Origin of the sequence: Caballeronia sp. GAFFF2, assembly GCF_023631485.1 — a bacterium.
Taxonomy (GTDB): domain Bacteria; phylum Pseudomonadota; class Gammaproteobacteria; order Burkholderiales; family Burkholderiaceae; genus Caballeronia.
In genome coordinates this window covers 866,207-892,154 of the sequence record NZ_JALQDA010000027.1, presented here as the reverse complement: position 1 = coordinate 892,154, position 25,948 = coordinate 866,207, and the positions used below count along the sequence as shown (strand labels likewise).

Annotated in this window: 24 protein-coding genes; 14 read left to right on the top strand and 10 right to left on the bottom strand. The window is 61.6% G+C overall.

Annotated elements, in window-relative coordinates:
• Positions 1-603 precede the first annotated feature (603 nt).
• Together NCT04_RS20445 and NCT04_RS20440 are read left to right on the top strand one after the other, a co-directional pair.
• Positions 604-2,055 (top strand): aldehyde dehydrogenase family protein, encoded by a 1,452-nt coding sequence (locus tag NCT04_RS20445; RefSeq protein WP_250467441.1) that lies wholly within the window; start codon positions 604-606, stop codon positions 2,053-2,055.
• A gap of 13 nt (positions 2,056-2,068) precedes the next feature.
• Complete coding sequence (locus NCT04_RS20440; protein ID WP_250467440.1) at positions 2,069-2,578, top strand: hypothetical protein; 510 nt, start codon at positions 2,069-2,071, stop codon at positions 2,576-2,578.
• A 112-nt stretch (positions 2,579-2,690) separates the two neighbouring features.
• Here the strand turns inward: NCT04_RS20440 and NCT04_RS20435 are convergent, their stop codons facing one another.
• Complete coding sequence (locus NCT04_RS20435; protein ID WP_244829679.1) at positions 2,691-3,635, bottom strand: LysR family transcriptional regulator; 945 nt, start codon at positions 3,633-3,635, stop codon at positions 2,691-2,693.
• Positions 3,636-4,073: 438 nt separating this feature from the next.
• Here NCT04_RS20435 and oxlT point away from each other — a divergent pair, with 438 nt between their 5' ends.
• From oxlT to NCT04_RS20410, 5 genes are all read left to right on the top strand, one after another.
• Positions 4,074-5,426, top strand: a complete 1,353-nt coding sequence (oxlT, locus tag NCT04_RS20430) for an oxalate/formate MFS antiporter (protein WP_244829241.1) — start codon at positions 4,074-4,076, stop codon at positions 5,424-5,426.
• Positions 5,427-5,435: 9 nt separating this feature from the next.
• Positions 5,436-6,377, top strand: coding sequence for a LysR family transcriptional regulator (locus NCT04_RS20425; protein WP_250467439.1), 942 nt, complete (start codon positions 5,436-5,438; stop codon positions 6,375-6,377).
• A gap of 291 nt (positions 6,378-6,668) precedes the next feature.
• Positions 6,669-7,682: a 2-dehydropantoate 2-reductase gene (locus tag NCT04_RS20420; protein ID WP_250467438.1), complete on the top strand. Its 1,014-nt coding sequence runs from the start codon at positions 6,669-6,671 to the stop codon at positions 7,680-7,682.
• Between the two features lie 111 nt (positions 7,683-7,793).
• The gene (locus NCT04_RS20415; protein WP_244829244.1) at positions 7,794-8,015 is read left to right on the top strand and encodes a hypothetical protein; all 222 of its coding nucleotides are present in this window, start codon (positions 7,794-7,796) and stop codon (positions 8,013-8,015) included.
• On the top strand, positions 8,005-8,736 hold the full coding sequence (locus NCT04_RS20410; RefSeq protein ID WP_250467437.1) for a GntR family transcriptional regulator: 732 nt from the start codon (positions 8,005-8,007) through the stop codon (positions 8,734-8,736). Before NCT04_RS20415 ends, NCT04_RS20410 begins: the two co-directional genes overlap by 11 nt.
• 203 nt (positions 8,737-8,939) lie before the next feature.
• Here NCT04_RS20410 and sucD read toward each other — a convergent pair whose 3' ends face one another.
• Both sucD and sucC read right to left on the bottom strand, forming a co-directional pair.
• Entirely contained in the window at positions 8,940-9,812 is an 873-nt protein-coding gene (gene sucD, locus NCT04_RS20405; RefSeq protein WP_250467436.1) for a succinate--CoA ligase subunit alpha, read from the bottom strand.
• A gap of 14 nt (positions 9,813-9,826) precedes the next feature.
• Positions 9,827-11,026 carry an ADP-forming succinate--CoA ligase subunit beta gene (gene sucC, locus NCT04_RS20400; RefSeq protein ID WP_250467435.1) on the bottom strand — a complete coding sequence of 400 codons (1,200 nt, stop codon included), beginning with the start codon at positions 11,024-11,026 and terminating at the stop codon, positions 9,827-9,829.
• A gap of 310 nt (positions 11,027-11,336) precedes the next feature.
• On the opposite strand from sucC, the gene NCT04_RS20395 reads away from it, so the two are divergent.
• From NCT04_RS20395 to NCT04_RS20380, 4 genes are all read left to right on the top strand, one after another.
• The gene (locus NCT04_RS20395) at positions 11,337-13,103 is read left to right on the top strand and encodes a thiamine pyrophosphate-binding protein (RefSeq protein ID WP_250467434.1); all 1,767 of its coding nucleotides are present in this window, start codon (positions 11,337-11,339) and stop codon (positions 13,101-13,103) included.
• 38 nt (positions 13,104-13,141) lie between these two features.
• Positions 13,142-14,398, top strand: coding sequence for a formyl-CoA transferase (gene frc / locus NCT04_RS20390; protein ID WP_244829248.1), 1,257 nt, complete (start codon positions 13,142-13,144; stop codon positions 14,396-14,398).
• An 80-nt stretch (positions 14,399-14,478) separates the two neighbouring features.
• Positions 14,479-16,677 carry an acetate--CoA ligase family protein gene (locus NCT04_RS20385; protein ID WP_250467433.1) on the top strand — a complete coding sequence of 733 codons (2,199 nt, stop codon included), beginning with the start codon at positions 14,479-14,481 and terminating at the stop codon, positions 16,675-16,677.
• A gap of 59 nt (positions 16,678-16,736) precedes the next feature.
• The gene (locus NCT04_RS20380) at positions 16,737-17,525 is read left to right on the top strand and encodes a fumarylacetoacetate hydrolase family protein (protein ID WP_250467432.1); all 789 of its coding nucleotides are present in this window, start codon (positions 16,737-16,739) and stop codon (positions 17,523-17,525) included.
• Positions 17,526-17,637: 112 nt separating this feature from the next.
• Here the strand turns inward: NCT04_RS20380 and NCT04_RS20375 are convergent, their stop codons facing one another.
• The 3 genes from NCT04_RS20375 to NCT04_RS20365 all read right to left on the bottom strand — a co-directional run bounded on the left by NCT04_RS20375 (position 17,638) and on the right by NCT04_RS20365 (position 19,866).
• Positions 17,638-17,892, bottom strand: a complete 255-nt coding sequence (locus tag NCT04_RS20375) for a CsbD family protein (protein ID WP_244829251.1) — start codon at positions 17,890-17,892, stop codon at positions 17,638-17,640.
• Positions 17,893-18,001: 109 nt separating this feature from the next.
• Entirely contained in the window at positions 18,002-18,358 is a 357-nt protein-coding gene (locus NCT04_RS20370; protein ID WP_250467431.1) for a response regulator, read from the bottom strand.
• A complete protein-coding gene (locus NCT04_RS20365; protein WP_250467430.1) occupies positions 18,355-19,866 on the bottom strand; it encodes an ATPase domain-containing protein in 1,512 nt (503 codons plus the stop codon). Before NCT04_RS20365 ends, NCT04_RS20370 begins: the two co-directional genes overlap by 4 nt.
• Before the next feature lie 381 nt (positions 19,867-20,247).
• Between NCT04_RS20365 and NCT04_RS20360 the strand changes: the two genes are divergently transcribed.
• The gene (locus tag NCT04_RS20360; protein WP_250467429.1) at positions 20,248-20,526 is read left to right on the top strand and encodes a hypothetical protein; all 279 of its coding nucleotides are present in this window, start codon (positions 20,248-20,250) and stop codon (positions 20,524-20,526) included.
• Positions 20,527-20,919: 393 nt separating this feature from the next.
• Positions 20,920-21,651 carry an OmpA family protein gene (locus tag NCT04_RS20355; protein ID WP_250467428.1) on the top strand — a complete coding sequence of 244 codons (732 nt, stop codon included), beginning with the start codon at positions 20,920-20,922 and terminating at the stop codon, positions 21,649-21,651.
• A gap of 76 nt (positions 21,652-21,727) precedes the next feature.
• On the opposite strand, the gene NCT04_RS20350 is transcribed toward NCT04_RS20355, so the two are convergent.
• From NCT04_RS20350 to NCT04_RS20340, 3 genes are read right to left on the bottom strand one after another with little or no spacing between them, the layout of a single operon-like run.
• Positions 21,728-22,240 (bottom strand): methylated-DNA--[protein]-cysteine S-methyltransferase, encoded by a 513-nt coding sequence (locus NCT04_RS20350; protein ID WP_244829255.1) that lies wholly within the window; start codon positions 22,238-22,240, stop codon positions 21,728-21,730.
• Between the two features lie 23 nt (positions 22,241-22,263).
• A complete protein-coding gene (locus tag NCT04_RS20345; protein WP_250467427.1) occupies positions 22,264-22,524 on the bottom strand; it encodes a hypothetical protein in 261 nt (86 codons plus the stop codon).
• Complete coding sequence (locus tag NCT04_RS20340; protein ID WP_250467426.1) at positions 22,517-23,275, bottom strand: DNA/RNA non-specific endonuclease; 759 nt, start codon at positions 23,273-23,275, stop codon at positions 22,517-22,519. Before NCT04_RS20340 ends, NCT04_RS20345 begins: the two co-directional genes overlap by 8 nt.
• A 201-nt stretch (positions 23,276-23,476) precedes the next feature.
• On the opposite strand from NCT04_RS20340, the gene NCT04_RS20335 reads away from it, so the two are divergent.
• The gene (locus tag NCT04_RS20335) at positions 23,477-24,544 is read left to right on the top strand and encodes an alpha/beta fold hydrolase (protein WP_502800681.1); all 1,068 of its coding nucleotides are present in this window, start codon (positions 23,477-23,479) and stop codon (positions 24,542-24,544) included.
• A gap of 20 nt (positions 24,545-24,564) precedes the next feature.
• Here NCT04_RS20335 and NCT04_RS20330 read toward each other — a convergent pair whose 3' ends face one another.
• Entirely contained in the window at positions 24,565-25,944 is a 1,380-nt protein-coding gene (locus NCT04_RS20330) for an MATE family efflux transporter (RefSeq protein WP_250467425.1), read from the bottom strand.
• Between the last annotated feature and the right edge of the window lie 4 nt (positions 25,945-25,948).

Sequence of the window (25,948 nt, the reverse complement as noted above, 5' to 3'; positions counted from 1 at the left end):
CTGGCAAAGTCAGTACGCGCGGCGTTCGACTGGTCGTCCGCGATGAACCAGTTTGCCATCCTGTTTGGAGAGCGTTTCACCAACGCACGCGGGTGACTCCGCTAACCGCCTCGCACACAAAAATGCGGACAGGTTCTCACATACCCGTACGCGCGGCAGATCAACCGTTTGCTGCTGTGTAGGCAGCTGAGAAATCTCGCACAAGATGCAATACCTGACTGGCAAGGTTTGCTGTCGTGTAGGCAGCTGAGAAACCATTCACCCGAGAACTTAAAGGAATCGGCGTTGTTTGCTGCCGTGTAGGCAGCCGAGAAGTTCCTTCTTCAGAGCGCGATCGATTGCTCATGTTTGCTGCCGCGTAGGCAGCTGAGAAAATCATGCTGACGGGGGCCCTTGGGGTAGTCTGCCGCCGCGTAACCAACCGCCAAAACCACGACTGAAAAGCCATCACCCAAACCCCTCCGCCCGCTCGCCCAAGCCGCCAAAGAACCCCGAAACCACCCACCCATACACCCCACCCTATACAAACGATAAGAATGTTTTTCTATCGACAACGCCGTAAGTGCCCCACCATGACACGATTCGATAAAAGCGGAGACGATCATGGCAAGCACCACGGATTTGAAGCGCTACGAACTGCTGATCGGCGGCGAGTTCGTCCGGCCCGGCGGCGCGGAATATTCGACGAATCTCGATCCCGCCACTGAAGAGCCGATCGCCTACGTCGCGCAAGGCACCGCCGCCGATGTCGATCGCGCCGTGATCGCCGCCCGCGCAGCGCTCAAGCCGTGGAACGCCATTCGCGCGGCGGATCGCGGGCGCATTCTGATGAAGCTCGCCGACCTCCTGCGCCAAAATCAGGACGAACTCGCCGCGCTCGAAAGTCTAGACGGCGGCAAACCGATCGCGGCCGTGCATCGGCAAGACGTGCCCGCCGCCATCGACACGCTGACCTACTACGCCGGCTGGTGCGACAAAATCAACGGCCAGGTCGTCCCCGCGCGACCCGACGCGCTCACCTACACCGTGCGCGAGCCGGTCGGCGTCGTCGCGGCCATCGTGCCGTGGAATTTTCCGCTGATGATCGGCATGTGGAAGATCGCGCCCGCGCTCGCCTGCGGCTGCACGCTGATCGTCAAGCCCGCCGAAATCACGCCGCTCTCCGCGCTGATGATCGGGCGGCTCGTGCTCGAAGCCGGCGTGCCGCCCGGCGTGCTCAATATCGTGACGGGCAAGGGTTCGGTCGTCGGCGATGCGCTCGTCGCGCATCCAGGCATCGACAAAGTGACGTTCACGGGATCGCCATCGGTAGGACGCGGCATCCTGCAAGGCGCGGCAGGCAACTTCAAACGCGTCACGCTAGAATTGGGCGGCAAATCCGCCAACGTTATTTTCGGGGATGCCAACATCGACGGCGCCGTGCGCGCGGCCGCCTCGGGCATCTTCTTCAACGCAGGGCAGGTGTGTTCGGCGGGCTCGCGCATCCTGGCGCAACGCACGGTCTACGACGAAGTGGTCGAGCGCCTCGCCGAGCGCGCGCGCACCATCAAGCTCGGCGATCCGTCGAAGCGGGAAACCAACATGGGCCCCGTGATCTCCGCCAAGCAGATGCAGAGCGTGCTGAATTACGTGGACATCGGCAAGGAGGAGGGCGCGTCGCTCGTGACGGGCGGACGGCGCGTCGGCGAGCGCGGTTACTTCGTCGAGCCGACCGTATTCGCGAACGTCGAACACGAGATGCGCATCTCGCAGGAAGAAATCTTCGGACCGGTCGCAAGCGTGATTCCCTTCGATGACGAAGCCGACGCGCTACGCATCGCGAACGGCACGCTGTATAGCCTCGCGGCGGGCGTGTGGAGCGCGGATATCGGACGCGTGCATCGCATGGCGGCGGGGCTCAAGGCGGGCACGGTGTGGATCAACACTTACGGCTATACGGATGTGCGCTTGCCCTGGGGCGGCTCCGGCGATTCCGGCTTCGGCCGTGAACACGGCGATGTCGCCATCGAAAACTTTACGGAGCCCAAGGCGGTTTGGGTTTCTTTGACGCCTTGATAGGGGCTTTTCAATGAGCGGCAGCTTTGAATGTAGGCTGCTGCTTGTTTCTGTAGAGAGCGCGTTCGTCGGCGTTCGGATTGCGGCACCTGCACAACCGAATGCCGAAAAGGCGGCCCGCACTAATGCCGGTCCGCCTTTCGAAAATCATGAAAGCGCGTTCAACGTTCCATACGAATACCGAAGCCGAGAATCAAGCTCGCACCTCTTTTCCTTCGTCATCCCGCGCACGCCAAAGCCGCGCGCGCTGCGTGCTGTCTTCATACTGCACGGTGTTTTGGCGGCACGCTTCGATTCTCGAATTCTTCCGCTCGACAATCGCGCCGCAAAGAAACTCCGCGCTATAAGCCTTCAAAAGATGCGGCGAATGCGTCGCGATATATTGGGCGATCTTTCCGTAATCGCTTTCGGTCGAAGCGAGCGCGCGGTAGGTATCGGCATCCCAACGGAACATCAGGTCGAGCTCTTCGAATGCAGTATTGAAAGCGCACACTTGCGCCTGAACTTCGCGGTCGTCGCTTAAGGTCGCATGACTCATGTTCGTCTCCTGTATGGCCGTGGGGCTTCCATGCAGGATAGGGAACTCGATCCATTTACGAAAATTAAACTTTCTTCGCGTTTATATTTTGGATGACTTATACATCGGGTTTACCGGTACTCGCGACAATATGCGTAATCGCTTCGATTTGAGCCGCGCCTTCATCGACAAGAAATTGCTTGAATGCCAATGCAACCGGAGGCAAACGCTTGTTGTTGCGATGAACGACAAACCAGTTGAGCATGACGGGAAAACCCTTGATATCCAGCACCGCGAGTTTGCCAACTTGCAGTTCCATGCTGATGGTGTGAGCAGACAAAAAGCTCACGCCCATGCCCGCAATGACAGCCTGCTTGATGGTTTCCGTGCTGGTTATCTCCATCGCCACGTTCAGATTGGCGAGCCGGCCGGCAAAGCCTTCTTCCATCGAATTCCATGTGTCGGAACCGCGCTCACGAACGATAAACGGTTCATCCGCAAGCGCTTCTAGCGGCACGTCCTTTAGTCCCACCAGCGGATGATCCGGCGGCGCAACGATCACATACGGATGCGGCGCGAAAGAGATATTCACCGTGTCCATGTCGCGCGGCGGCCGAACCATGACGGCCAGGTCGGTGAGATTATCAGTCAGTTGATGCAGCAGTTCCTCGCGATTATGGACCGCAAGGTTGAGGCGGACATCCGTATTACGTTTGGTGAATGCCGCAAGCAAGCGCGGAAAGAAGTAGTCGCCCGCGCTAATGACCGCCACGTTGAGCGTACCGCCCGAAACCCCTTTGAGCCGCGCCATGGCGTCATCGGCTTCGCGGAATTGTTCGAGGATCGCGCGGCTGTGATGAAGCATCTCGTTGCCCGCGGTCGTCAGATAAATCTTTTTGCCGAGTTGCTCGAAAAGCGGCATGCCTGCATGTTCTTCGAGCTGTTTGACCTGCGTGGAAACAGCCGGCTGAGTGAGATAAAGCTCTTCGGCCGCGCGGGAAAAGCTCAACCGGCGTGCAACCGTTTCGAAGATTTTGAGTTGACGCAGGGTAGCATTACGCAGCACGGCGGGCCCTCATCCATTCACGATACTGAATTTATACAATAATTTTTTCTAACTTTCCTTAATCGTTTATATCCCCCACGATGCTTTCACGTCCTGCCAGTCTGTAAGACTTTCAAGGGCGAAGCGCACGGCCCCCACGGCGCGGCATCTTTAGCACCCAGCCAAAAAACGAAGCCTGCAAAGGCCGCATCAACCATCCAGCTCTATTGGGAATCGCTCGAAATGATTCTTCGATCGCCTGACGCGGATGCTTGCCCGATGTTCTCATCCATCGCCTTGTTCGATACGCGTTGCCACGCCCACGCCCGCGTCGCGTTACCCGAGCACTTTCCCTGACCGACCGCCACGCCGCCGACGCGCATATCGATGCACTCGCGCCGGCATCTCGCTGTAAATCAAGCGCCGCACGAGCGCGAATGAATAACGGAGACAGACATGGCAAGCGCAGACACGGTTGTGTCCGGGCAACCGCACGGGCGTCATCACAACAGGTGGGTTCAGTTGACGATCGGTATCCTGTGCATGGGACTCGTCGCCAACCTTCAATATGCATGGACGCTGTTCGTCGTACCGATGGATGCCAAGCACCATTGGGGCCAAGCAGCGATCCAGACCGCCTTCACCATCTTCATCGTCACCGAAACCTGGCTCGTGCCCGTCGAAGGCTGGCTCGTCGATAAGTTCGGGCCCCGGCCCGTCGTCATAGGCGGCTCGATCTGCGCGGCCATCGGCTGGTGCATCGATGCGCATGCGACCAGCCTCATGCATCTCTACATCGCGGCCGTGGTGGCGGGCGTGGGCGCGGGCTGCGTGTACGGCACGTGCGTGGGCACGGCGCTCAAGTGGTTCCCGGACAAGCGCGGCCTTGCGGCGGGTTTGACGGCCGCCGGTTTCGGCGCGGGCGCGGCGGTCACGGTCATCCCCATCTCCAACATGATTCAGAGTGCGGGCTACGAGCACGCGTTCATGTTCTTCGGTATCTTCCAGGGCGTGTGCATCTTCCTGCTCGCGCTCATGCTGATTCGTCCGAAGCCGCCCTTGAACGTGGTTCCGGCCAAGCGCGTGGTGTCCACGAAAATCGACTACACCACCGGGCAGATGGTGCGTGCGCCGCTCTTCTGGGTGCTGTACCTGATGTTCGTGTTCGTCGCGGCGGGCGGCGTGATCGCCACGGCGCAGTTCGGCCCCATCGCCAAGGAATACGGCTTCGCGAAGATGCCCGTGAATATCCTCGGCGTGACCTTGCCGCTGCTTGCGATGACGCTGTCCATCGACAACCTGTGCAACGGTTTCACACGGCCTTTGTGCGGCTTCATTTCGGACAAGATCGGCCGCGAGAACACCATGTTCATCATCTTTCTGGGCGAAGGCGTGGCGCTGCTCGGGTTGATGCAGTTCGGCCACAACCCGTACATGTTCATGCTGTTCGCCGCGCTCACGTTCCTGTGCTGGGGCGAGATATTCTCGATTTTCCCCGCCACTTGCGCGGATACTTTCGGCAGCAAATACGCGGCGGCCAACGCGGGCACGCTTTACACGGCAAAAGGCACGGCGTCGATGCTGGTGCCGCTTGCCTCGGTGCTCGCGTCGATCGGCTCGTGGAACGCGGTCTTCATCACGGCGGCGATCACGTCGATTGCAGCGGGCCTGTGCGCTAAGTTCGTGCTCGCGCCGATGCGCAAACGCTGGATCGAAAACACGGTCGCCGAAACGGCCGCGGATTCGTCGATCAACGCGTCGTTTCAGGCGGGCTGGAGCGACGCGCCGCGCAAACCGTCGGTGCAGTGAGCGAGCGGCATGCGCGATCGTCGAGATGAAATCGCGCCGCCGCTTTGCGTATCGCTGCATCAGTTGCGGTTGTTCGTCACGCTCGCGCGGCATCGCAGTTTCACCCGCGCGGGCGATGAATTCGGTATCACGCAGTCGGCGGTCAGCCGCAGCATCCGCGAACTCGAGGATGAACTCGCGCTGCGGCTTTTCGACCGCACGACGCGTCAGGTCGCGCTCACCGATACCGGGCGTACGCTGCTCGGGCGCATCGCGCCGCTCGTCGAGGAACTCGAAGCGACGCTGCGGCCGCGCACCGCGAACGAAGCCGAACCGGGCGTCGTCAATCTTGCCAGCAGTTGCAGCCTGACCGCGAGCGTGTTGCCTGCGTTGCTCGGCTCGTGTCATGAGCGGCATCCGGGAATCGCGGTCACGGTGATGGACCGGCCGCAGAACGCCGTGCTGCAACTGGTGCGTTCGGGCGAAGCGGACATGGGGCTCGTGATCGCGCCCGGGAGTCTCGACGAACTCGTTGCGGAACCGCTATTCGACGACGACCTCGTTGCCGTCGTCAACGTGTCGAGCCCGCTTGGCGATGCGGACTATATCGACTGGACGCAACTGCGCGCTTCGCCACTTCTCCTCCTCGATGACGACACCGGCAGCCTCGATGCCATAGAAGGCGCGCTTGCGCGTCACGCGGTGACGGGCGCCTTGCGTCAGCGTCTCGCGCAGCCGATTGCCGTCGCGCGAATGGCGCAGGCGGGACTTGGCATCGGCGTCTTGCCGATGCATGCGCGGATGGCTTGCGAGACCATCGGCGTGCGGTTCGTGCCGCTTGCGCCGCGGGCCGTGCGAACGGTGATGCTCGTGCGGCGGCGCGGGCATGCGTTGCGGGCGAATGCAGCGCATGTGTGGTCGCATGTTGCGGCGTCTTCGTCGCGGAGTTCGATGGCGTTTCAGGCTGCGTGAATCCGCGCGGACGCCGCGCAGGCGTAGTCATACGTCGAGTGCTATGCATCGTCACCCGGCGGTGCGCAGAACCTTAGTCGTCGCTATCGAACTGTTTCTGTTTGACGGTCACGCGGCGCGCGCGCTTAATTCCCTTAGCAGGCTCTCCCTAAACGACACGACACAAACGCGCTCCTCGTGCGGGTTTCCGCTCGTCCGAAAGCGCGCGATTCGCCTTGTCGCTCCCCATTATGGAATGTAGTATCTTGTATATCAGAAGGTGATCCGCATACAACCTCAGGAGACGAAATCATGAAAATCTGCGTGTATGGCGCCGGTGCGATCGGTGCATATATGGGCGCGCAACTCGCGCGGGCTGGAGCGGACGTCAGCTTCGTGGCGCGCGGGCCGCATCTCGCGGCGATGCAAGCGAACGGCGTGAAGCTTCAGATCGATGGCGAGGAACACGTCGTCAAAGTCCGCTGCACGAACAATCCCGCCGAACTCGGCCCGCAAGATTTCGTGATCATCGCGCTGAAGGCGCATTCGGTGCCGGGCGTCGTCGATCTCATTCCGCCGCTCCTTGGACCCGATACGGCGATCATCACCGCCGTCAATGGCCTGCCTTACTGGTACTTCTACGAGCATGGCGGCGAACTCGCTGGAACGACCCTGCAAAGCATCGACCCAGGCGGGCGGCAGTGGAGCGTGTTCGGACCTGAGCGCGCAATCGGCTGCGTGCTGCTGCCGGCGGCGGAGATCGCGGAGCCGGGCGTCATCAAGCATGTGTACGGCAAGAAGTTTCCCATCGGCGAACCGAGCGGCAAGATCACCCCGCGCCTGCAGGCGCTGCACGACATCATGGCCGCCGCCGACATGGAAGCGCCGATGCGCGACAACATCCGCGATGAAATCTGGCTCAAGCTCTGGGGCAACCTGTGTTTCAACCCGATCAGCGCGCTCACGCATGCGACGCTCGACGTGCTGACGAGCGACCCCGGCACGCGCGCGCTTTCCAAAACGATGATGCTGGAAGCAAAAGCAATCGGCGACAGGATCGGCGTCAACTTTCGCGTCGATGTGGAGCGGCGCATCAATGGCGCGGGCGCGGTGGGCGCGCACAAGACATCGATGCTCATGGACTGCGAAGCCGGCCGCCCGATGGAGATCGATCCGCTCATCACCGTCGTGCAGGAAATCGGGCGCCTCGTGAAAGTCGAGACACCGATGATCGATGCCGTTCTCGCATTGATCAAGCTGCGCGAAGGCGTAAACCAAGGCACGGCCAAGGCTTTACCGCCCCCGCAAACGCAGAAAGCCGCCTAAACTGCATCCAGGAAGCCGGTGTTGTTTCTGATATACAAGATGCAAAATATGTTGAAATGTATTGCAACGCAACATATACTGAGGGCTCTTGAAGATTAACCGGAGCCTGAAATGAGCATCGCCTTGTTGGTTGTCATCGGATTCGCGCTGGTTGCCGTGGGTGTGGGCGTTACGTTTATGATTGCGTCGGCGGTGCCGCAGGACATGCTGCAGCGCGCACAGGATCACGGTCGGTTTGCCGGTCTCGCGGCGGACGACCAGAACGGCGGTTCGGGCAAGCGTGTCGATGCTTCCCGCCCGCACATGGGAACTCAAGTCATCAATGCCATCTGATACTCAATCCGTAGACCGGCCGGACGTTCGCCCAAGCGGCCTTACGCTGGCGCTCGAGCCGATCAATGCCACGGTTTCGCTGCGCGATCAGGCGTACGCGAAGCTGCGGCAGGCAATAGCGGAAGCGGACATCTACCGTTCGCGGGAAGAGATCCGTCTCGACGAAAAAGAACTGACCGAAGCACTGGGCGTAAGCCGCACGCCCATTCGCGAAGCGATGACGCTGCTGGAGCAGGAAGGTTTTCTGCGAACCGTGCCGCGTCGCGGCGTCTATATCTTGCGCAAGACCAAGCGCGAGATCGTCGAGATGATCCACATGTGGGCGGCGCTGGAAAGCATGGCGGCGCGCCTTGCCACGCAGCGCGCGTCGGACGAGGAAATCGCGCAGTTGCGCCACATGTTCGACAACTTCCGCGACGCCACGCCGGCGGAGCACATCGACGAATATTCGGAAGCGAATATCGCGTTTCATCAGGCTATCGTGCGGCTGTCGAAGTCGCAGATCATCTTCGACACGATCAAGAACATCTTCGTGCACGTGCGCGCCATTCGCAAGATGACGATCTCGCAGAGCGACCGCGCGTCGCGCTCGATCGTCGATCACATGCGGATTATCGAGGCGCTCGAGAAGCGCGACACGGAACTGGTCGAGCGGCTGGTGAAGCAGCATTCGCTGGATCTCGCCGCGTTCGTCGAGGCAAATTGCGACTTTCTCGATTGAGTCCGAACTGAAAGCTGGCAGGCAGGTTGAGAAAGGCCGCGTGACGATTGAACGTCACGCGGCTTTTTTTTATCCTTCCAGCCGAGACTGCGTTACCCGTTTCCGGTGGCTCGCGCGCGTCTGCACGCTGACAAGTTTGACGACGGCTGTCCGACTATCTTGCCGCGCCGGGGGAGCCACTCAATTCCTCATGGCGCCCTTGCTCACCGCATCGCGTGAAGCATCGTTTCGCCGAGCGCGGCGGGGGAATCGGCGACATGAATGCCCGCCGACTTCATTGCGTCGATCTTCGCGCTTGCCGTGCCCGAACCGCCCGAAATAATCGCGCCCGCGTGCCCCATGCGGCGTCCCGGCGGCGCGCTCGTGCCGGCGATAAACCCGACCACCGGCTTCTTCGTGTTCGCGTCCTTCAGAAACTGCGCGGCTTCTTCCTCCGCCGATCCACCGATCTCGCCGATCATGATGATGCCTTCAGTCGCGTCGTCTTCGAGAAAGAGCGCGAGGCAATCGATGAAATTAGTTCCATTCACCGGATCGCCGCCAATGCCGATGCAGGTCGTCTGCCCGAGCCCCGCAGCGGTGGTCTGCGCGACGGCTTCATAAGTGAGCGTGCCCGAGCGCGACACCACGCCTATTTTCCCCGGCCGATGAATATGCCCCGGCATGATGCCGATCTTGCATTGCCCAGGCGTGATGACGCCTGGACAATTCGGCCCGACGAGCCGGCTGCGCGAGCCGGTGAGCGCGCGCTTCACGCGCAACATGTCGAGCACCGGAATGCCTTCGGTGATACAGACGATGAACGGCACCTCCGCGTCGATGGCTTCGAGGATGGCATCGGCGGCGAAGGGCGGCGGTACGTAGATGACGGATGCATCCGCGCCGGTTTTCGCGACCGCGTCGGCGACGGTATCGAATACGGGCAGGTCGAGATGCGTCGTGCCGCCCTTGCCCGGCGTCACGCCGCCAACCATGCGCGTGCCGTACGCAATCGCCTGCTCGGAATGGAACGTGCCCTGCGCGCCGGTGAAGCCCTGGCAGATGACCCTGGTATTGCTATCGATCAGAACGCTCATTGTCGGCTTCCTCGTCAGTGATGGGCAGCGGCGACGGCGCCGACGATCTTGTCGGCGGCATCGGCGAGATTTTCAGCGGGGATGATGGTGAGGCCGGAGTTGCGCAGAATCTCGCGGCCCGCGTCGACGTTCGTGCCGGCAAGGCGCACGACGAGCGGCACGCGCAGGTCGATCTCGCGCGCGGCCGCGACCACGCCTTCCGCGATCACGTCGCAGCGCATGATGCCGCCGAAGATGTTGACGAGAATGCCTTGCACTTTGGGGTCGCGCAGAATCAGCTTGAACGCGGTCGCGACACGTTCCTGGGTCGCGCCGCCGCCCACGTCGAGGAAGTTGGCGGGCTCGCCGCCGTAGAGCTTGATGATGTCCATGGTCGCCATGGCGAGGCCCGCGCCGTTCACCATGCAGCCGATGTTGCCGTCGAGCTTCACGTAATTGAGGCCGTGTTTCGCGGCTTCGATTTCGGCGGCATCTTCCTCGTCTTCGTCGCGCAATGCTTCGATATCGGGATGCCGATACAAAGCGTTGTCGTCGAAATTGAGCTTGGCATCGAGCGCGATGACATCGCCGGAACCGGTGACGACGAGCGGATTCACTTCCACGATGGAGGCATCCAGATCGACGAACGCCTGATAAAGCGCCGCGATGAACTTCGATGCCGCCGCCACTTGCTTGCCGCTCAAGCCTAGCCCGAACGCGACTTCGCGTGTGTGAAACGGCTGGAGACCCGTCGCCGGATCGATCGACACCTTGAGAATTTTCTCCGGCGTGCGATGCGCCACTTCCTCGATCTCCATTCCGCCTTCGGTCGACGCCATGATCGTGATGCGCGACGTGGCGCGATCCACCAGCATGCCGAGGTAAAGCTCGCGTGCGATGTCGCAGCCTTCCTCGATATAAAGCCGTTTCACTTCCTTACCCGCAGCGCCGGTTTGCTTGGTCACGAGCACCGACGCGAGCATCTGCTGCGCGTTTTCTTGCACCTCGTCGACAGATTTGACGACGCGCACGCCGCCTTTGCCGTCGGGATCGTTGGCGAAGCGGCCCGCGCCGCGTCCGCCCGCATGAATCTGCGATTTCACGACCCAGACCGGGCCGCCGAGGGCGCGCGCCGCGTTGGCCGCGTCGATCGCGGAGAAGGCAACCTGGCCTTGCGGTACGGCGACGCGGTACTTCCGCAGCAGCGCCTTCGCCTGATATTCGTGGATATTCATCGTGTCTCCCTAGTCGTCGGTTCTCTGAGCGCAACCAGGCTTCAGCGACTGCGACGGTGCGCTGAAATATGATATATCACATATCACGACAGGATTTCACGCTGTTTCGTTGATGCTCTGCAGCACGAAATACGCGCTTAAGAAGCTGTGGAAGCGCTAAGAAGTGATGACGCATTGCATCACAGGGTTTTCGCCATCGCTCGACACTTGACTAATACTGTGTGTGGAATATTGTATATCACAGCAACCGGACGGCAGCGCGACGTCACGGAAGCCTTGAACACAACCCCCTTCGAGGAGGAGACAAACAATGTCCGAAGTCGTCAGCAGCCGTCCGGAAGTCGCTCCCGCCACCACCACCGCGGATGACACGCTCAAACAAAAAACACGCGGCGCGGGTGTCGTCTCGGGCGGCCATTTGGTCGCCCGAGCGCTCAAGAACGAAGGCGTCGATACCATCTTCACGCTGTGCGGCGGTCATATCATCGATATCTACGATGGCTGCGTCGATGAAGGCATTCGCATCATCGATGTCCGTCACGAACAGGTCGCCGCCCACGCCGCCGATGGCTACGCGCGTCAGACCGGCAAGCTCGGTTGCGTCGTCACCACGGCCGGCCCCGGCTGTACCAACGCGGTGACAGGTGTCGCCACGGCGTTTCGCTCGGAAAGCCCGATCATCCATATCGGCGGGCAGGGCGCGTTGACGCAGCACAAGATGGGCTCGCTGCAAGACCTGCCGCACGTCGACATGATGGCGCCGATCACCAAGTTCGCCGCCACCGTGCCGAGCACCGAACGCGTCGCCGACATGATCTCGATGGCCGCGCGCGAAGCCTTCAACGGCGCGCCCGGCCCGGCGTACCTGGAGATTCCGCGCGATGTGCTCGACCGCGAAATCGATGTCTCCAAGGCCGTGATTCCGCAGCCGGGACGGTATCGTGCATCGACGAAATCGGTGGGCGATCCGCTCGATATCGAGAAGCTGGCCGATCTGCTGGTCGACGCCGAGCGTCCCGCGATTCTCTATGGCCAGCAAGTGTGGACCGCGCGCGGTCACGAAGAAGCCATCGCGCTGTTGCGCGGCCTCGACGTTCCCGGCTACTTCAACGGGGCGAGCCGCGGCCTCTTGCCGCCGGGCGACCCGCATCACTTCGACCGCACGCGTTCGCAAGCCTTCGCGAAGGCCGATGTGATCGTGATCGTCGGCACGCCATTCGACTTCCGCATGGGTTACGGCAAGCGCATCAGCCGCGATCTGAAGCTCGTGCAGATCGACATGGATTACCGCACGGTCGGCAAGAACCGTGATATCGATCTCGGGCTCGTAGGCGACCCGGGCGCGATCCTCGGTGCGGTGCTGCAAGCGGCGAGCGGACGCATCAAGAACGACAAGCGCCAGAGCCGTCAGGCGTGGATGCGCGAACTCGCGGCGGCGGAAGAAACCGCGACGGCCAAGCTGATGCCGCTCTTCACGTCCGACGCGAGCCCGATTCATCCGTACCGCGTCGCGCACGAAATCAACCAGTTTCTATCGGACGACACGATCTATATCGGCGATGGCGGCGACGTCGTGACCATTTCCGCGCAGGCCGTGCGTCCGCGCCGTCCGGGTCAGTGGATGGACCCCGGCGCGCTTGGTTCGCTCGGCGTCGGCACGGGCTTCGCCATCGCGGCGGGTCTTGCGAACCCCGGAAAGGAAGTACTCTGCTACTACGGCGACGGCGCTTTCTCCATGACTTCGTTCGACATGGAAACCGCGAATCGCTTCGGCGTGCCGTATCTCGCCGTCATCGGCAATAACTCGGCGATGAACCAGATCCGCTACGGCCAGCTCGCCAAGTACGGTCAGGAGCGCGGCAACGTCGGCAATCTGCTCTCGGACGTGCCGTATGGCCGCTTCGCCGAAATGCTCGGCGGCTATGGCGAGGAAGTGTACGAGGCCTCGAAGATCGCGGGCGCGTTGCAGCGTGCGCGGGAATCGATCGCCAAGACGGGCAAGAGCGCGGTCGTCAACATCTGGGTCGATCCGACCGTGTACGCCCCCGGCACGATGGCTCAAACGATGTACAAATAAAGCCACTGACAAGCCACTGAAGACATTGGGAGACAGCCATGAATAATTCGGGCAAGGCACTGGATGGCGTGCGCATCCTAGATTTCACGCACGTTCAGTCTGGGCCGACCTGCACGCAGTTGCTCGCGTGGTTCGGCGCGGACGTGATCAAGGTGGAGCGCGCGGGCGCCGGAGACATCACGCGCGAGCAGTTGCGCGATATCCCCGACGCCGACAGCCTCTACTTCACGATGCTCAACCACAACAAGCGTTCGATCACCATCGACACGAAGAATCCCGAAGGCAAGAAGGTGCTCGAAACGCTCGTCAAGAAGTGCGACGTGCTGGTCGAGAACTTCGCACCGGGCGCGCTCGATCGCATGGGCTTTACGTGGGAGCGCATTCAGGAGCTGAACCCGAAGATGATCGTGGCGTCGGTCAAGGGCTTCGGGCCCGGACCGTACGAAGACTGCAAGGTGTACGAGAACGTGGCGCAATGCGCGGGCGGCGCGGCATCGACGACGGGTTTCGACGATGGCCCGCCGGTCGTCACCGGCGCGCAGATTGGCGACTCGGGCACGGGCTTGCACCTCGCGCTCGGGATCGTCACGGCGCTGTATCAGCGCAATGCAACCGGGCGCGGCCAGCGCGTGCTCGCGGCGATGCAGGACGGCGTGCTGAACCTGTGCCGCGTGAAACTGCGCGATCAACAACGGCTCGAACGCACCGGCACGATGAAGGAATATCCGCAGTATCCGAACGGCACATTCGGTGAGGCGGTGCCGCGCGCGGGCAACGCCTCGGGCGGCGGTCAGCCGGGCTGGATTCTCAAGTGCAAGGGTTGGGAGACGGACCCGAACGCGTATATCTACTTCATCACGCAGGCGCCGGTCTGGGGCGAAATCTGCAAGGTGATCGGCAAGGAAGAGTGGATCGACCATCCTGATTACAAGACGGCCAACGCGCGCCTGCCGCATCTGAAGGACATCTTCGCGGAGATCGAGCGCTGGACCATGTCGAAGACCAAGTTCCAGGCCATGGAAATTCTCAACAAACACGACATTCCGTGCGGCCCGATTCTCTCGATGAAGGAAATCGCCGAAGAGCCGTCGCTCAGAAAAACCGGCACCGTCGTCGAAGTGGATCATCCGGTGCGCGGCAAGTATCTGACGGTCGGCAATCCGATCAAACTGTCGGATAGTCCGACCGAAGTCGTGCGCTCGCCGCTGCTTGGCGAACACACCGACGAAGTCATGGCCGAACTCGGCTACTCGCCCGATCAGATCGCGACGCTGAGAAGCCTCGGCGCAATCTAAACGCTTCATTCGATGCCTGTCGCGCCGCCTCCTCGTGAGGCGCGTGGAGTGGCACGTCCATACGAACGGAGACAAGTCAGATGAACAGCACCGTTGTGCAGGAACGCAATGACTCTTCGACGCAAGTCGCGAACGCTATCCCGGTGCATGCAGCCGATGCGAAACGCCGCGTGGCGGAAGTGTTCGATCGCGTGAAGGCGGAAGGGCGCACGTCGCTCACGGCGCCGGAAGGCAAGCTCGTCTGCGATGCATACGGCATCGCCGTGCCGCGGGAAGGCGTCGCGACGAGCGCGGACGATGCGGCGAAACTCGCGTCGTTCATCGGCTTTCCGGTGGTGCTGAAAATCGTCTCGCCGGAGATTCTGCATAAGACGGAAGCGGGCGGCGTGCTCGTCGGCGTGAAGAACGAAGCCGATGTCAAAGCCGGCTTCGCGACGATCATCGAGAACGCGAAGAACTACGACGCGAACGCGACGGTCCTCGGCGTGCAGGTTCAGCAAATGGTCGGCGCGGGACAGGAAGTGATCATCGGCGCGGTGACCGATCCTTCGTTCGGCAAGCTGATCGCGTTCGGGCTAGGCGGCGTGCTCGTCGAAGTGCTGAAGGACGTGACCTTCCGGCTCGCGCCCGTCACGCGCGACGAAGCCGCCTCCATGCTCGACGGCATTCAGGCGGCTGAAGTGCTGCGCGGCGTGCGGGGCGCGGAGCCGGTGCATCGCGAGAGTCTCGTCACGCTGATCGAGCGCGTGTCGCGCCTCATCGACGACTTCCCGCAAATCTCGGAGATGGACCTGAACCCGGTTTTCGCGAGCCCGAGCGGCGCGGTGGCGGCGGACGTGCGCATCGTGATGGACCTCGAGCCTGCCGCGCCGCGTTACCGGCCGACGCAGGAGCAGATTGTCGCGCAGATGAACCGCATCATGAAGCCAGACGCACTCGCCGTGATTGGCGCGTCGAACGAGGACGGCAAGATCGGCAATTCGGTGATGAAGAACCTCATCAACGGCGGCTACCAGGGCGCGATCTATCCGATCCATCCGAAAGCCGACGAGATCATGGGCCACAAGGCGTACAAGAGCGTGAAGGACGTGCCCGGCGTGATCGATGTCGCGGTGTTCGCCATTCCCGCGAAGTTCGTCGCGCAGGCGCTCGTCGAAGTCGGCGAGAAGCAGATTCCCGGCGCGGTGCTGATTCCTTCGGGCTTCGCGGAGACGGGCAATCACGAAGGCCAGGAAGAACTCGTGCGGATTGCGCGTCAATACGACATTCGCATGATGGGCCCGAACATCTACGGTTTCTACTACACGCCCAAGAATCTCTGCGCGACCTTCTGCACGCCGTATGACGTGAAGGGCAAGGCGGCGCTGTCGTCGCAATCCGGCGGCATTGGCATGGCGATCATCGGCTTTTCGCGTTCGGCGAAGATGGGCGTCTCGGCAATCGTCGGGCTCGGCAACAAGTCGGACATCGATGAAGACGACCTGCTCACGTTCTTCGAGCAGGACGACAACACCGAGATCATCGCGCAACACTGCGAGGACTTGAAAGATGGCCGCGCGTTTGCCGAAGCCGCGAAGCGCGTATCGAAGAAAAAGCCGGTCGTGGTGCTGAAGGCCGGACGCACGAGTCTCGGCGCGCGTGCGGCCAGTTCGCACACCGGCGCGCTCGCGGGCAACGACAAGATCTACGAAGACGTGTTTCAGCAATGCGGCGTGATCCGCGCGCGGTCGCTGCGCGATTTACTGGAGTTCGCGCGCGGCATTCCCAAATTGCCGACGCCCAAGGGCGAGAACACGGTCATCATCACGGGCGCGGGCGGCTCGGGCGTGTTGCTCTCGGACGCGTGCGTGGACAACGGCCTGTCGCTCATGACCATGCCCGACGATCTCGACGCCGCATTCCGCAAGTTCATTCCGCCGTTCGGCGCGGCGGGCAATCCGGTCGACATCACGGGTGGCGAGCCGCCGACGACCTATAAGAACACGATCAAGCTTGGTCTCGAAGACGAACGCGTCCATTCGATCATCCTCGGCTACTGGCATACCATCATCACGCCGCCGATGGTCTTCGCGAAGCTCGTGATCGAAGTGAAGGAGGAGATGAAGGCGCGCGGTATCGAAAAGCCGATCGTGGCGTCGCTCGCGGGCGACGTGCAAGTGGAGGAGGCGGCGGAGTATCTATACGCGCATGGCGTGCCGGCCTATGCGTATTCGACCGAATTGCCAGTGGCGGTGCTCGGGGCGAAATATAAGTGGGCGCGCGGCGCGGGATTGATCTGAGCAAAGCGGGGCGCTTAGGTGCCCCGCGGCGCCCCTTCCTAATCACACGGACCTTCATAGTGACCACCTGGATTCGTTTTCGCGATGCCGACGGCCGTATTGGCTTCGGCACGCTCGATCCGCACTCCGGCCGCGTCGTGCAGCACGACGGCGCATTGTTCGGGCAAGCACGTCCGACCGACATTTCCTTCGCCGCCGACGACCTCACCCTGCTCGCGCCTTGCGAACCGAGCAAGGTCATCGCGTTGTGGAACAACTACTACGCGCTGTCGCAGAAGCTCGACAAGGCGCCACCTGCGCATCCGCTCTTTCTGATCAAGCCGCCAATGTCCGTGATCGGGCCGAACGAGTTGATCAAGCGGCCGAAAAGTTATCACGGCAAGATTGCGTACGAGGGTGAACTGGGAATCGTGATCGGCAAGACGGTTTCGGGCGCGTCGGTGGAAGAGGCCGAGGCGGCCATTTTCGGCTATACGTGCGTGAACGATGTCACCGCCATTGAACTCTTGCAGGAAGATCCCAACTTCGCGCAATGGTGCCGCTCGAAGGGCTTCGATACCTTCACGTGTCTTGGGCCCGCCATCGTCACGCCAGGCAACGGCTTCGACTGGCGCGCGGCCCACGTGGTCACGACGCTGGACGGCGTCGAGCGTCAAAATTATCCGCTCGACGACATGATCTTTTCGCCCGCCGAGCAGGTCAGCCTGCTGTCGCACGACATGACGCTCGTTCCCGGCGATGTCATCGCGTGCGGTACGTCGATCGGCGTGGGATCGATCAAGGACGGCGCGCGCGTGAAAGTGACGATTCGCGGAATCGGTACTCTGGCGAACACGCTCGCGGCGTGAAGCGGTGTGAGCGGTGTGAGCATCGTGCAATAAAAAACGGCAAAGCCGACTTGCGGACTTTGCCGTTTTTTCACGCCTGGCGCCATGCGAGATGGCGCCGCGCGTCGATGTCTCAACGATCGCGATTCCACAGCGCGCCGAGCACGAAGCCCACGGTCGCCGCGATCAGCAAACCGTTGATCGGCTGACTCGCCACCGCCACGCGCAATTGATCCACGGTCTCGCCGTAGCTCTGCTGCAGCGAGCCGAGCGCCTGCCGCGTCTTGCCGGCCACTTGCGTTTCCGAGTCGCCAGTAAGCGCGCCAACCGCATCCTGCACCTTGCCCACGACCTGTTGCGCCGCGCCTTCCACTTGATCCTGCACCATGGTGCCTCCCTTCTCGTCTGTAGCGGTTATGGTCAATGTTGCAGCGGGCTGATCTTGCGGCATCCCGGCAACGTCCGAGTGAAACAAGGAGCACGCTTCGTGCCCAAGGTCAGGCTTCGCCGAGTTTATGTTTAACCAGATCGAGCAAATCGTCGATGGAAAGCGGCTTGCGGCGAAACTGTGCATTGCCGTGTTCCAGCGTGGGCGCATGCGCCGCCGCGCTCATGAGAATCACGGGGACCTGTGCGAGCGAGTCGTTCGCCGCCAGTTCGCGGATGAAGGCAACGCCGTCCATGTGCGGCATCATCCAGTCGGTGATGACGAGGTCGGGCGGATTCGCGCGCGCGGATTCGAGCGCCACGCGCCCGTTCGACGCGGTCGTCACTTCGTAGCCTTCCATTTCGAGAATGAGGCGCCAGGTTGTGAGGATGTCGAATTCGTCGTCGACGACGAGGATTTTTTTCATGCTCGCTGGCCGGGGTCCGACACAGAAAGCGCAGGCGCCAACGACGGATGTCCGGACAGCAGACCCGTCGAGCCGATGAACCCTTCGCTGATATGCAATCCGCGCGAATCGATCGTGAGACGGCGGATCGCCGTATCGTGCGAACCTTCGCGCTGCTTGACCACCGACACCATGCGATACAGCGACGAGTTTGCCTCGACATAGCGCAGGAGCACGATGTTTTCGGTCATCGCGGACGCCCGCAAGGTGGTGGGCGTCGTCGAATCGCCGTAGAGCGGCAACTCTTCCGTCACGAGCGTGGTGACGCCGGCTTCGCGCAGACGGTGCGTGAGCGCGTTCAAGAATAGCCCGAGGCGCTCGGTGCGGTTGGCCGACTGAAAGAAGCCGTCGACGCCATCCACCACGAGCCGCGACGCCTTCGAGCGCTGGATCGACGCAATCAGTTCCGAGGCAAGTTCGTCGATGGCGAGTTCCACGGCGGGATGCCATTCCAGTAGCAAATGGCCGCTATCGACAGCGTCTTTCAGGTCGATGCCGACCGACGCCGCCTTCGCGATCAGCCGCTCCGGCGACTCGTAAAGCCCGAAGTAGACGCACTGCTCGCCGCGCGCCACGCCCGCCTGCAAAAACTTGAGCGCGAGCAGCGTCTTGCCGACGCCCGAGGGCCCGATAAAGGTGGTGGTCGAACCGCGCACCACGCCGCCGCCGAGCATCTGATCGAAATCGGGGAAACCGAAGGCAAGACGGCTTTCGAAGTCCGGCACGTCCTGCGCATTCGCCGACGACGCTTCGAGTCGCGGGTAGGTCACGAGTCCGTCCGCCGTGATCTTGAAGAAATGCTTGCCGAGCAGATGATCGCGCGCGCGCAGCTTATGCACTTCGATCTCCCGTGCGCGGCGCATTCCGGTGTTGTAGCGATTTAGCTCGATCAAGCCATCGACCAATGTGTGCTCGGGATGCGGCTCGTTGCCGGACAGCGGCGCGAGGATGAGCGTCGTGCAACGCGCGGCGCTCACGAAGGCCGACAACTCGTGGATGAATTGCGAGAGTTCGAGTTCGGTCGAACTGAATTCGCGGGCGCTGCGAAAGCCGTCGATGACCATGAAACGCGGGCGGCTCGTGCGGATGGTCGCCGCGATGAGCGAGAGAAAGCCGGACAGGCCGTCGCGTATCAGTTCGTGGTAACCGCTCACGAACAGCATGCGTTCGGAGATGGCGTCGGCGTCGTAGAACGACATTGCCCGGAGGTGCGACAGCAGCTTCGTGTGCGATTCGGCGATCAGCGTGATGTATAGCACCATGTCGCCCTGGCCCACGCGATGAAAACCGATCTGCGACGAAAGGATCGTCTTTCCCGCGCCAGCCATGCCTTCGATCATGTACAGACCACCTTCGGCGAGACCGCCGCCCAGAATCTCGTCCAGACCTGCCACGCCAGTCGTGACGTTGCCGTCGTTGGGTATGGTCTGTCGGGGCGAAACGGTGGGGAGCTTGTCGTCTTGGGTCATGGAGTGTTCGTTTTACTTGGCGATCCGTTTGAGCGAACGCGAATTATGGCTGACTCCGAGCAACAATGGGATCTTCCGTCGGTCGTGAAAGCCCGTCTGCCTTGGCGCTGGATGGCAACCCATCGATGGGCAGAGGCGCGCGTTGGATTCCCGTTCCTGCAAAAAGGGTGGCGCTAAAGGGTTGAACTCGAGACGTCCGCATTTTTCACGCCCGCTCGTCTTCTCGGGAGCGCATCCTAAAAATAGGACGAAATTGAGAACCTTCTCATGTGCGATGACGCTTGGCCCTGTTGAAATGGCATCCATGCATTAACGAGGGCCGAGATGGATCGAGGCCTTTTCCGTTCCAGGCGTTACGCGCCGTTTCATTTCAGGTCAGCCATGTCCCGTCCGAACTCGCTTTCAAGCATCGTCACGCTCGCGCTTTGTCTCGTTTCTTCGTTTCCGATTTCAGTTTCATGCGCGAATGCCGGCGAACGGCTGCCCGATTCGCGCATTCTTTCGGCGGCGCCGTTCAATTTTCACGCGGACAAGGAAATCTTCTCGCGCCTACCGGCAAAACCCGTGGATTCGCGCATCTTTTCGCCCAATAACCCCGAACGCTACAACGGCGATTCGCGAGTGGCACAAACGCGCTTCGATCACGCGCAAATGATTTGATTTGGAAGAGTAGAGCGCAGGTTGTTCTGGAATTAATCGGATTCTCTGACCATAATCAGATACGCATTAAGCTGGATGCGTAATCCGAATTGAGCAACTTGCCGGCGAAACGTCGCCGAATTGCATGACGTCGATGGTCGCAACAGTCGTTCAGATGGCGCACGCTTCGGTGATTAATGAGATGCGAAGCGGGATGTCGATTTTTGGGAATTGTCCCTGCGGTAAGTTCTTAAGCCGTTGCTAGAATCGCGGCGGCTTTCGGTCGTTTCAAGATCGCGATACCGAACTTCATCTATTTCTCAAAACGGGCTTATTCGCGCTTTCGCAATTCAGGCGCTGAAATAAGCGGAAATCCCGTCAATTGCCAACAGGCGCTCTGCTTACTCATTCAATATGTTCAACAAGACCATTGCCACTATTCTCGCGAGCGTCGCCGTTCTTGCCGCTTGCTCGTCCACGTCCAGTCCTGCGACCAGTCTTGCGTCCAGTCCCACGTTCAATCTCAGCGAAATTCAGACGTCGAACGGCCAAAAGGCTTTCCGCGCCGAATGCTACGGCTTGTTCGAAGGCGGCAGCCAATGCATGGCCGCCGCGCAGAAGGCATGCGGCAATCAGCCAGTGAACCCGCTCCAGAACGTCGCGGGAACGAAAACACCGGACAATGTCTCCGAGCTGATTTTTGTCTGCGGTGCACCGGCACAGCCCGTGCAGCCGGCGGCTGCGGAACCCGCGCCGCCAGCGGTGGTGGATACGGCGACCGTCGCGCCGGCCGCGCCGGCCGCACGCAAGATTTCCCTCGACGAAAAGACGAACTTCGACTTCAACAGCGCCCATTTGACGCCGAAGGCCAAAGCCTCTCTCGATCAGATTATCTCGGAAGGACGCGGCACGACGTTTTCGTCTGTCAGCATCGAAGGACATACGGACTCTGTTGGCTCCGCGCCGTATAACCTGGCGTTGTCCCAGCGTCGCGCGGAGTCGGTGCTCGAATACCTCAAGAGCCACGGTCTGAAGGCGAACGAGTTCTCCATGAAGGGCTTCGGCAAGTCTGTTCCAGTGGCATCGAACGCGACGAGTCAGGGTCGCGCCGAGAATCGCCGTGTGGAAGTGACGCTCAATCCGTAAGCTGGACGCTGTCGAAGAAAAAGCTCGCGAGCCGAAAGGATCGCGAGCTTTTTTACGTCGATACGCGCCGAAAGGATTAGAACAACAGCAGTTGCTCGCGCCCGCGTCCGCCTTCCAGCGTCAGCAGGTGACGCTTGCGCGCAACGCCGCCCGCGTAACCTGTGAGTTCGCCATCGCCGCCGATCACGCGATGACACGGCACGATGATCGACACCGGATTGCGCCCGTTCGCGCCGCCGACCGCGCGCGATGCGCCTGCGGGCAAGCCAAGACGGCGCGCGAGATCGCCGTAAGTCCAGGCTTCGCCGAAAGGAATCTGACGCAGCGTGTCCCAGACTTGTTTTTGGAACGCGGTGCCGTCGAGCCGCAGCGCCACCGAAAACACCTCGCGCGCGCCCCCGAAATATTCGTCGACTTGCTCGCGCGCCTCGGCGATCACGCGCGGCACGCGCGCCGATGCGCGTGGCTCGTGCGATAAACCGTCCGGGCAATACTTCTGCCCGACAAAGAAAAGCCCGGTCAGGCAATCGCCTTCCGCGCGAAACAAAATAGGCCCGAGCGGGCTCGGGCTAACGTGGCTTTCGATCACGTCGCGTCTTCTCGCGTCCCGTTTCAGATGAACGGATTATCCGCCGTGCCGCCGGGCGCGGTCGGCTCGTCGGCAAGCTTCGCGGGCAGCGCCTTGTCTTTTTGAAGAACATCGACGATAGCCCCGAGCGCCTTGTACAACGCCTGCGCGGCGGCGAGCCCCGCCTGATCGCGTGCGATGGTGAGGTCGCCGCTCACCGACACACGCGTCGTGCCGTTCTGGATGTTGATCGCGTCGCCCGCGATGTTCATCACGTCGGTATCGTTGGCAAATGGTTTAAACACCGCTCAGTCCTCCAATTCGTTTGTCTTTCAGTGCATCGGGGATGCCGGGAAACGCGAGACCGCTCATGGCTTCCAGTTCGCGCACGGTTTTCATCGTATAGGTACTGGTCGGCACATTATCGACGACGACCACGAACGCGATTTGCCGCTTCGGCAAATAGACCACCTTGTACAACTGCGTCGGCACGAACACGCGCGACTCGCCGATGGTCTGCAACTGCCGCCCTGAAAAGAGCGGGCCGGTCACGACATAGGCATCGCCGGATTCTTCGGTCAGCCTGCGTACCGCTTGCTCGATGCGCGACCAGATGCGCCGGTTGTTCGACGGATCCTGCGGCACGATGTTCGCAAGCGAGAACGATTCGGCCATGCCTTGCTTGCTGGCTCGATCGCCCGCCGGGCTCATGTGGCCGCGATCGTAGCCGCTCCTTTTATAGTCGTCGAGTTGCGCGCTGTCGCCGGCCGGCAGCCGCTTGTCGACGAAAAAGCGATTGGTGCGCGTGTTGTTCTTCGCGTCATCGACGCTCTGCGCGGTCAAATGTTCCGCCGACCAGAGCGGCCCGTGCGTGACGCCGGAATGCAGCAGAGCGAAATCGGTATAGCAGATTTCCTGCGTGGACGCGCGCATCTTCTGATTGACGACGACGGGCGCGCGGCCGCCCGGACTGAACTGCGGACAGTCGCTCGCGACCGCCGCGACCGACGCGGCGCCTAGAAGCGCGACGACGAATGCCTTGATGCGTACTTGCATGCTGAGTATGAAGATCCGTGCTGATGCGTGAGAACTCGCCGCCTGATGGTCAGCCGTTCGGTTTAAGCCGGGCGAATCGAGGCCGCAGAGTATAAGGCAGTGCAGTGCACATGGAACGGAAGAAATTCATCCACGCTAGAATGCGTCGGCTCGGGCCGCGCCGTAGGCGAAGGCCGCATCGAAACGAATGGAAGGAAGCCAATGAACGCCAAGCGCCGCAAGCTCGATATCGCGCGAAACCTGCTGCTGTCGCTCGTCTCGTGTTGCACGATGCTCACCGCAAGCCAGGCTTACGCGCAAGACGCGCCCGCCAACGATGGCCCAGCATACGGGCCTGAACTGCAAGGCTTCGACTATCCTTATCCCGTCGCGCGGTTCTCCATTTCGTCGCAACGGCAGGTCGTCCAGATGGCCTATATGGATGTGCATCCCGCGCATCCCAATGGCCGCACGGCCGTGCTTCTGCATGGCAAGAACTTCTGCGCGGCGACGTGGAAAAAGACCATCGATACCTTGAGCGAAGCCGGGTATCGCGTGGTCGCGCCGGACCAGATCGGCTTTTGCAAGTCCACCAAACCCACGCGTTATCAGTACAGCTTCCAGCAGCTCGCGCGCAATACGCATGCGCTGCTTGCGGCGCTTGGCGTCACGCATCCCACGTTGATCGCGCATTCGACGGGCGGCATGATCGCGGTGCGTTATGCGCTGATGTACCCGCGCGAGACCGAGCAACTCGTGCTCGTGAATCCCATTGGTCTGGAAGACTGGAAGGCGAAGGGCGTGCCGTCCATTTCCATCGACGACTGGTATGCGCGCGAGCTCAAGACCACGGCCGACGGCATCCGCAGCTACGAGACCAGCACGTATTACGCGGGGCATTGGAGCGCGGACTACGAACCGTGGGTGCAGATGCTTGCGGGAATGTATCGCGGACCGGGGAAAGATGCGGTCGCGTGGAACTCGGCGTTGCTGTACGACATGATCTATACGCAGCCTGTCGTCTATGAGTTCGATCAGTTGCGAACCCCGACGCTGCTGATGATCGGCGATAAGGACACGACGGCCATCGGCAAGGATCTGGCGCCGCCAGAGATTCGCCCGACGCTGGGCCGTTATCCTGAGCTGGCGAAGCTTGCACAGCAGCGGATCGAGGGCGCGAAGCTCGTCGAGTTTGCCGAGCTCGGTCATGCGCCGCAGATGCAGGACCCGGTGGCGTTTCACAAGGCGTTGTTGGAAGGTATGGCGGCGTTGAAGGCGAAGGCGGATTGAGTCAGGCCATCCACTCCGCATCAATCCACGCACGATCTCCGCTCGATCGCGGGCAACTGCACCAGCAACGTAACGGCGCGCGCGATCATCAAGATGGCGAGCGCGAGCCACAATCCGTGGTTGCCGAACCAGCCGTTCAGCAACCACGCGGCAAATAGAAAGATGCCAAGCGATACAGCCGTCGACACCATCAACTCCCGCGTGCGCGTCGCGCCGATAAACACGCCATCGAGCTGAAAGCTGATGACCGATGCAAGCGGCATCACCACGGCCCAAGGCAAGAAGCGCAGCGCGGCGGCACGCACGTCCCGCTGATCCGTGAGGTGGCCGATGATCCACTCGCCCGCGATCCAATAAACGAGCGAAAAGCCCGCCGCGCCGATCACCGACCACAGCATCGTCACCTTCACGGCCTGGCGAAACGCGTGGCGGTCGCGCGCGCCCGTGGCCGCGCCGACCAGCGCTTCGGCGGCGTGCGCGAAGCCATCGAGTCCGAAGGCCATGAAGGTCTGGAAGTTGAGCAGGACGGCGTTGGCCGCGAGGATCGCATCGCCCTGACGCGCGCCCATGTGGGCGAACCATCCATACGATCCGAGCAGGCACAGCGTGCGAATGAAGATGTCGCGATTGAGCGCGACGAGGCGCTTCATCGCGCGCGCGTCCAGCAGCGTGCGCAGCGCGAGCGCCGGAAGTCCATGTGGACGCAAACGCCAGAGAATCGCAAGACCGAGCGCGAAGCCGCAAAAATCCGCAGCCGCCGTGGCCGCGCCGATGCCCGAAATACCCCAGCCGAAGCGATACACGAATAGCAGGACCGCCACGATATTGACCACGTTGATGAACACTTGCGTGACGAGCGCGAGCCGCACGCGCTGGCAGCCGAGCAACATCCCGAGCACGACGTAGTTGCCAAGCGCGAAGGGCGCGGCCCAGATGCGCGCATGGCAGTAGGCGCTGGCCGTGCTCTGGACGGCCGCGCTACCGCCGAGCGCGGCGAGCGCATAACGGATGATCGGCACCTGTAACGCCAGTACCGCCATGCCGATGAAGAGCGCGAGCAGCATCGCCCGCAATACGCTTGCGCGCAGGGCAAGCGAATCGTTCGCACCGAACGCCTGCGCGACGAGGCCCGTCGTGCCCATGCGCAAAAAGCCGAAGCTCCAGAACACGAAGCTGAAAACGAGCCCGCCGAGAGCGACGCCGCCAATATATTGCGGTCCGTCGAGATGACCGGCGACGGCGGTATCGACCGCGCCTAGAATCGGCTGCGTAAGATTTGCGAGGACGATGGGAAACGCGAGCGTCAGCACGCGCTTGTGCCAGTGCACCGGCACGGCGGCCGGATGCTCGATAGTGTCGGGAGCGTTCAATTGCAGGGCGAGGTGAGCAAGAGGCGTCATTGTG

Excerpts from the sequence above, each read along its gene's own strand:
- oxlT (WP_244829241.1), top strand. The coding sequence starts at position 4,074 with ATGGCAAGCGCAGACACGGTTGTGTCCGGGCAACCGCACGGGCGTCAT.
- NCT04_RS20330 (WP_250467425.1), bottom strand. The coding sequence starts at position 25,944 with ATGACGCCTCTTGCTCACCTCGCCCTGCAATTGAACGCTCCCGACACT.
- NCT04_RS20440 (WP_250467440.1), top strand. The coding sequence starts at position 2,069 with ATGAGCGGCAGCTTTGAATGTAGGCTGCTGCTTGTTTCTGTAGAGAGC.
- NCT04_RS20360 (WP_250467429.1), top strand. The coding sequence starts at position 20,248 with ATGTCCCGTCCGAACTCGCTTTCAAGCATCGTCACGCTCGCGCTTTGT.
- NCT04_RS20410 (WP_250467437.1), top strand. The coding sequence starts at position 8,005 with ATGCCATCTGATACTCAATCCGTAGACCGGCCGGACGTTCGCCCAAGC.
- NCT04_RS20425 (WP_250467439.1), top strand. The coding sequence starts at position 5,436 with ATGCGCGATCGTCGAGATGAAATCGCGCCGCCGCTTTGCGTATCGCTG.
- NCT04_RS20395 (WP_250467434.1), top strand. The coding sequence starts at position 11,337 with ATGTCCGAAGTCGTCAGCAGCCGTCCGGAAGTCGCTCCCGCCACCACC.
- NCT04_RS20355 (WP_250467428.1), top strand. The coding sequence starts at position 20,920 with ATGTTCAACAAGACCATTGCCACTATTCTCGCGAGCGTCGCCGTTCTT.
- NCT04_RS20445 (WP_250467441.1), top strand. The coding sequence starts at position 604 with ATGGCAAGCACCACGGATTTGAAGCGCTACGAACTGCTGATCGGCGGC.
- sucD (WP_250467436.1), bottom strand. The coding sequence starts at position 9,812 with ATGAGCGTTCTGATCGATAGCAATACCAGGGTCATCTGCCAGGGCTTC.
- NCT04_RS20375 (WP_244829251.1), bottom strand. The coding sequence starts at position 17,892 with ATGGTGCAGGATCAAGTGGAAGGCGCGGCGCAACAGGTCGTGGGCAAG.
- NCT04_RS20385 (WP_250467433.1), top strand. The coding sequence starts at position 14,479 with ATGAACAGCACCGTTGTGCAGGAACGCAATGACTCTTCGACGCAAGTC.
- NCT04_RS20335 (WP_502800681.1), top strand. The coding sequence starts at position 23,477 with ATGAACGCCAAGCGCCGCAAGCTCGATATCGCGCGAAACCTGCTGCTG.
- NCT04_RS20370 (WP_250467431.1), bottom strand. The coding sequence starts at position 18,358 with ATGAAAAAAATCCTCGTCGTCGACGACGAATTCGACATCCTCACAACC.
- frc (WP_244829248.1), top strand. The coding sequence starts at position 13,142 with ATGAATAATTCGGGCAAGGCACTGGATGGCGTGCGCATCCTAGATTTC.
- NCT04_RS20415 (WP_244829244.1), top strand. The coding sequence starts at position 7,794 with ATGAGCATCGCCTTGTTGGTTGTCATCGGATTCGCGCTGGTTGCCGTG.
- NCT04_RS20340 (WP_250467426.1), bottom strand. The coding sequence starts at position 23,275 with ATGCAAGTACGCATCAAGGCATTCGTCGTCGCGCTTCTAGGCGCCGCG.
- NCT04_RS20420 (WP_250467438.1), top strand. The coding sequence starts at position 6,669 with ATGAAAATCTGCGTGTATGGCGCCGGTGCGATCGGTGCATATATGGGC.
- NCT04_RS20365 (WP_250467430.1), bottom strand. The coding sequence starts at position 19,866 with ATGACCCAAGACGACAAGCTCCCCACCGTTTCGCCCCGACAGACCATA.
- sucC (WP_250467435.1), bottom strand. The coding sequence starts at position 11,026 with ATGAATATCCACGAATATCAGGCGAAGGCGCTGCTGCGGAAGTACCGC.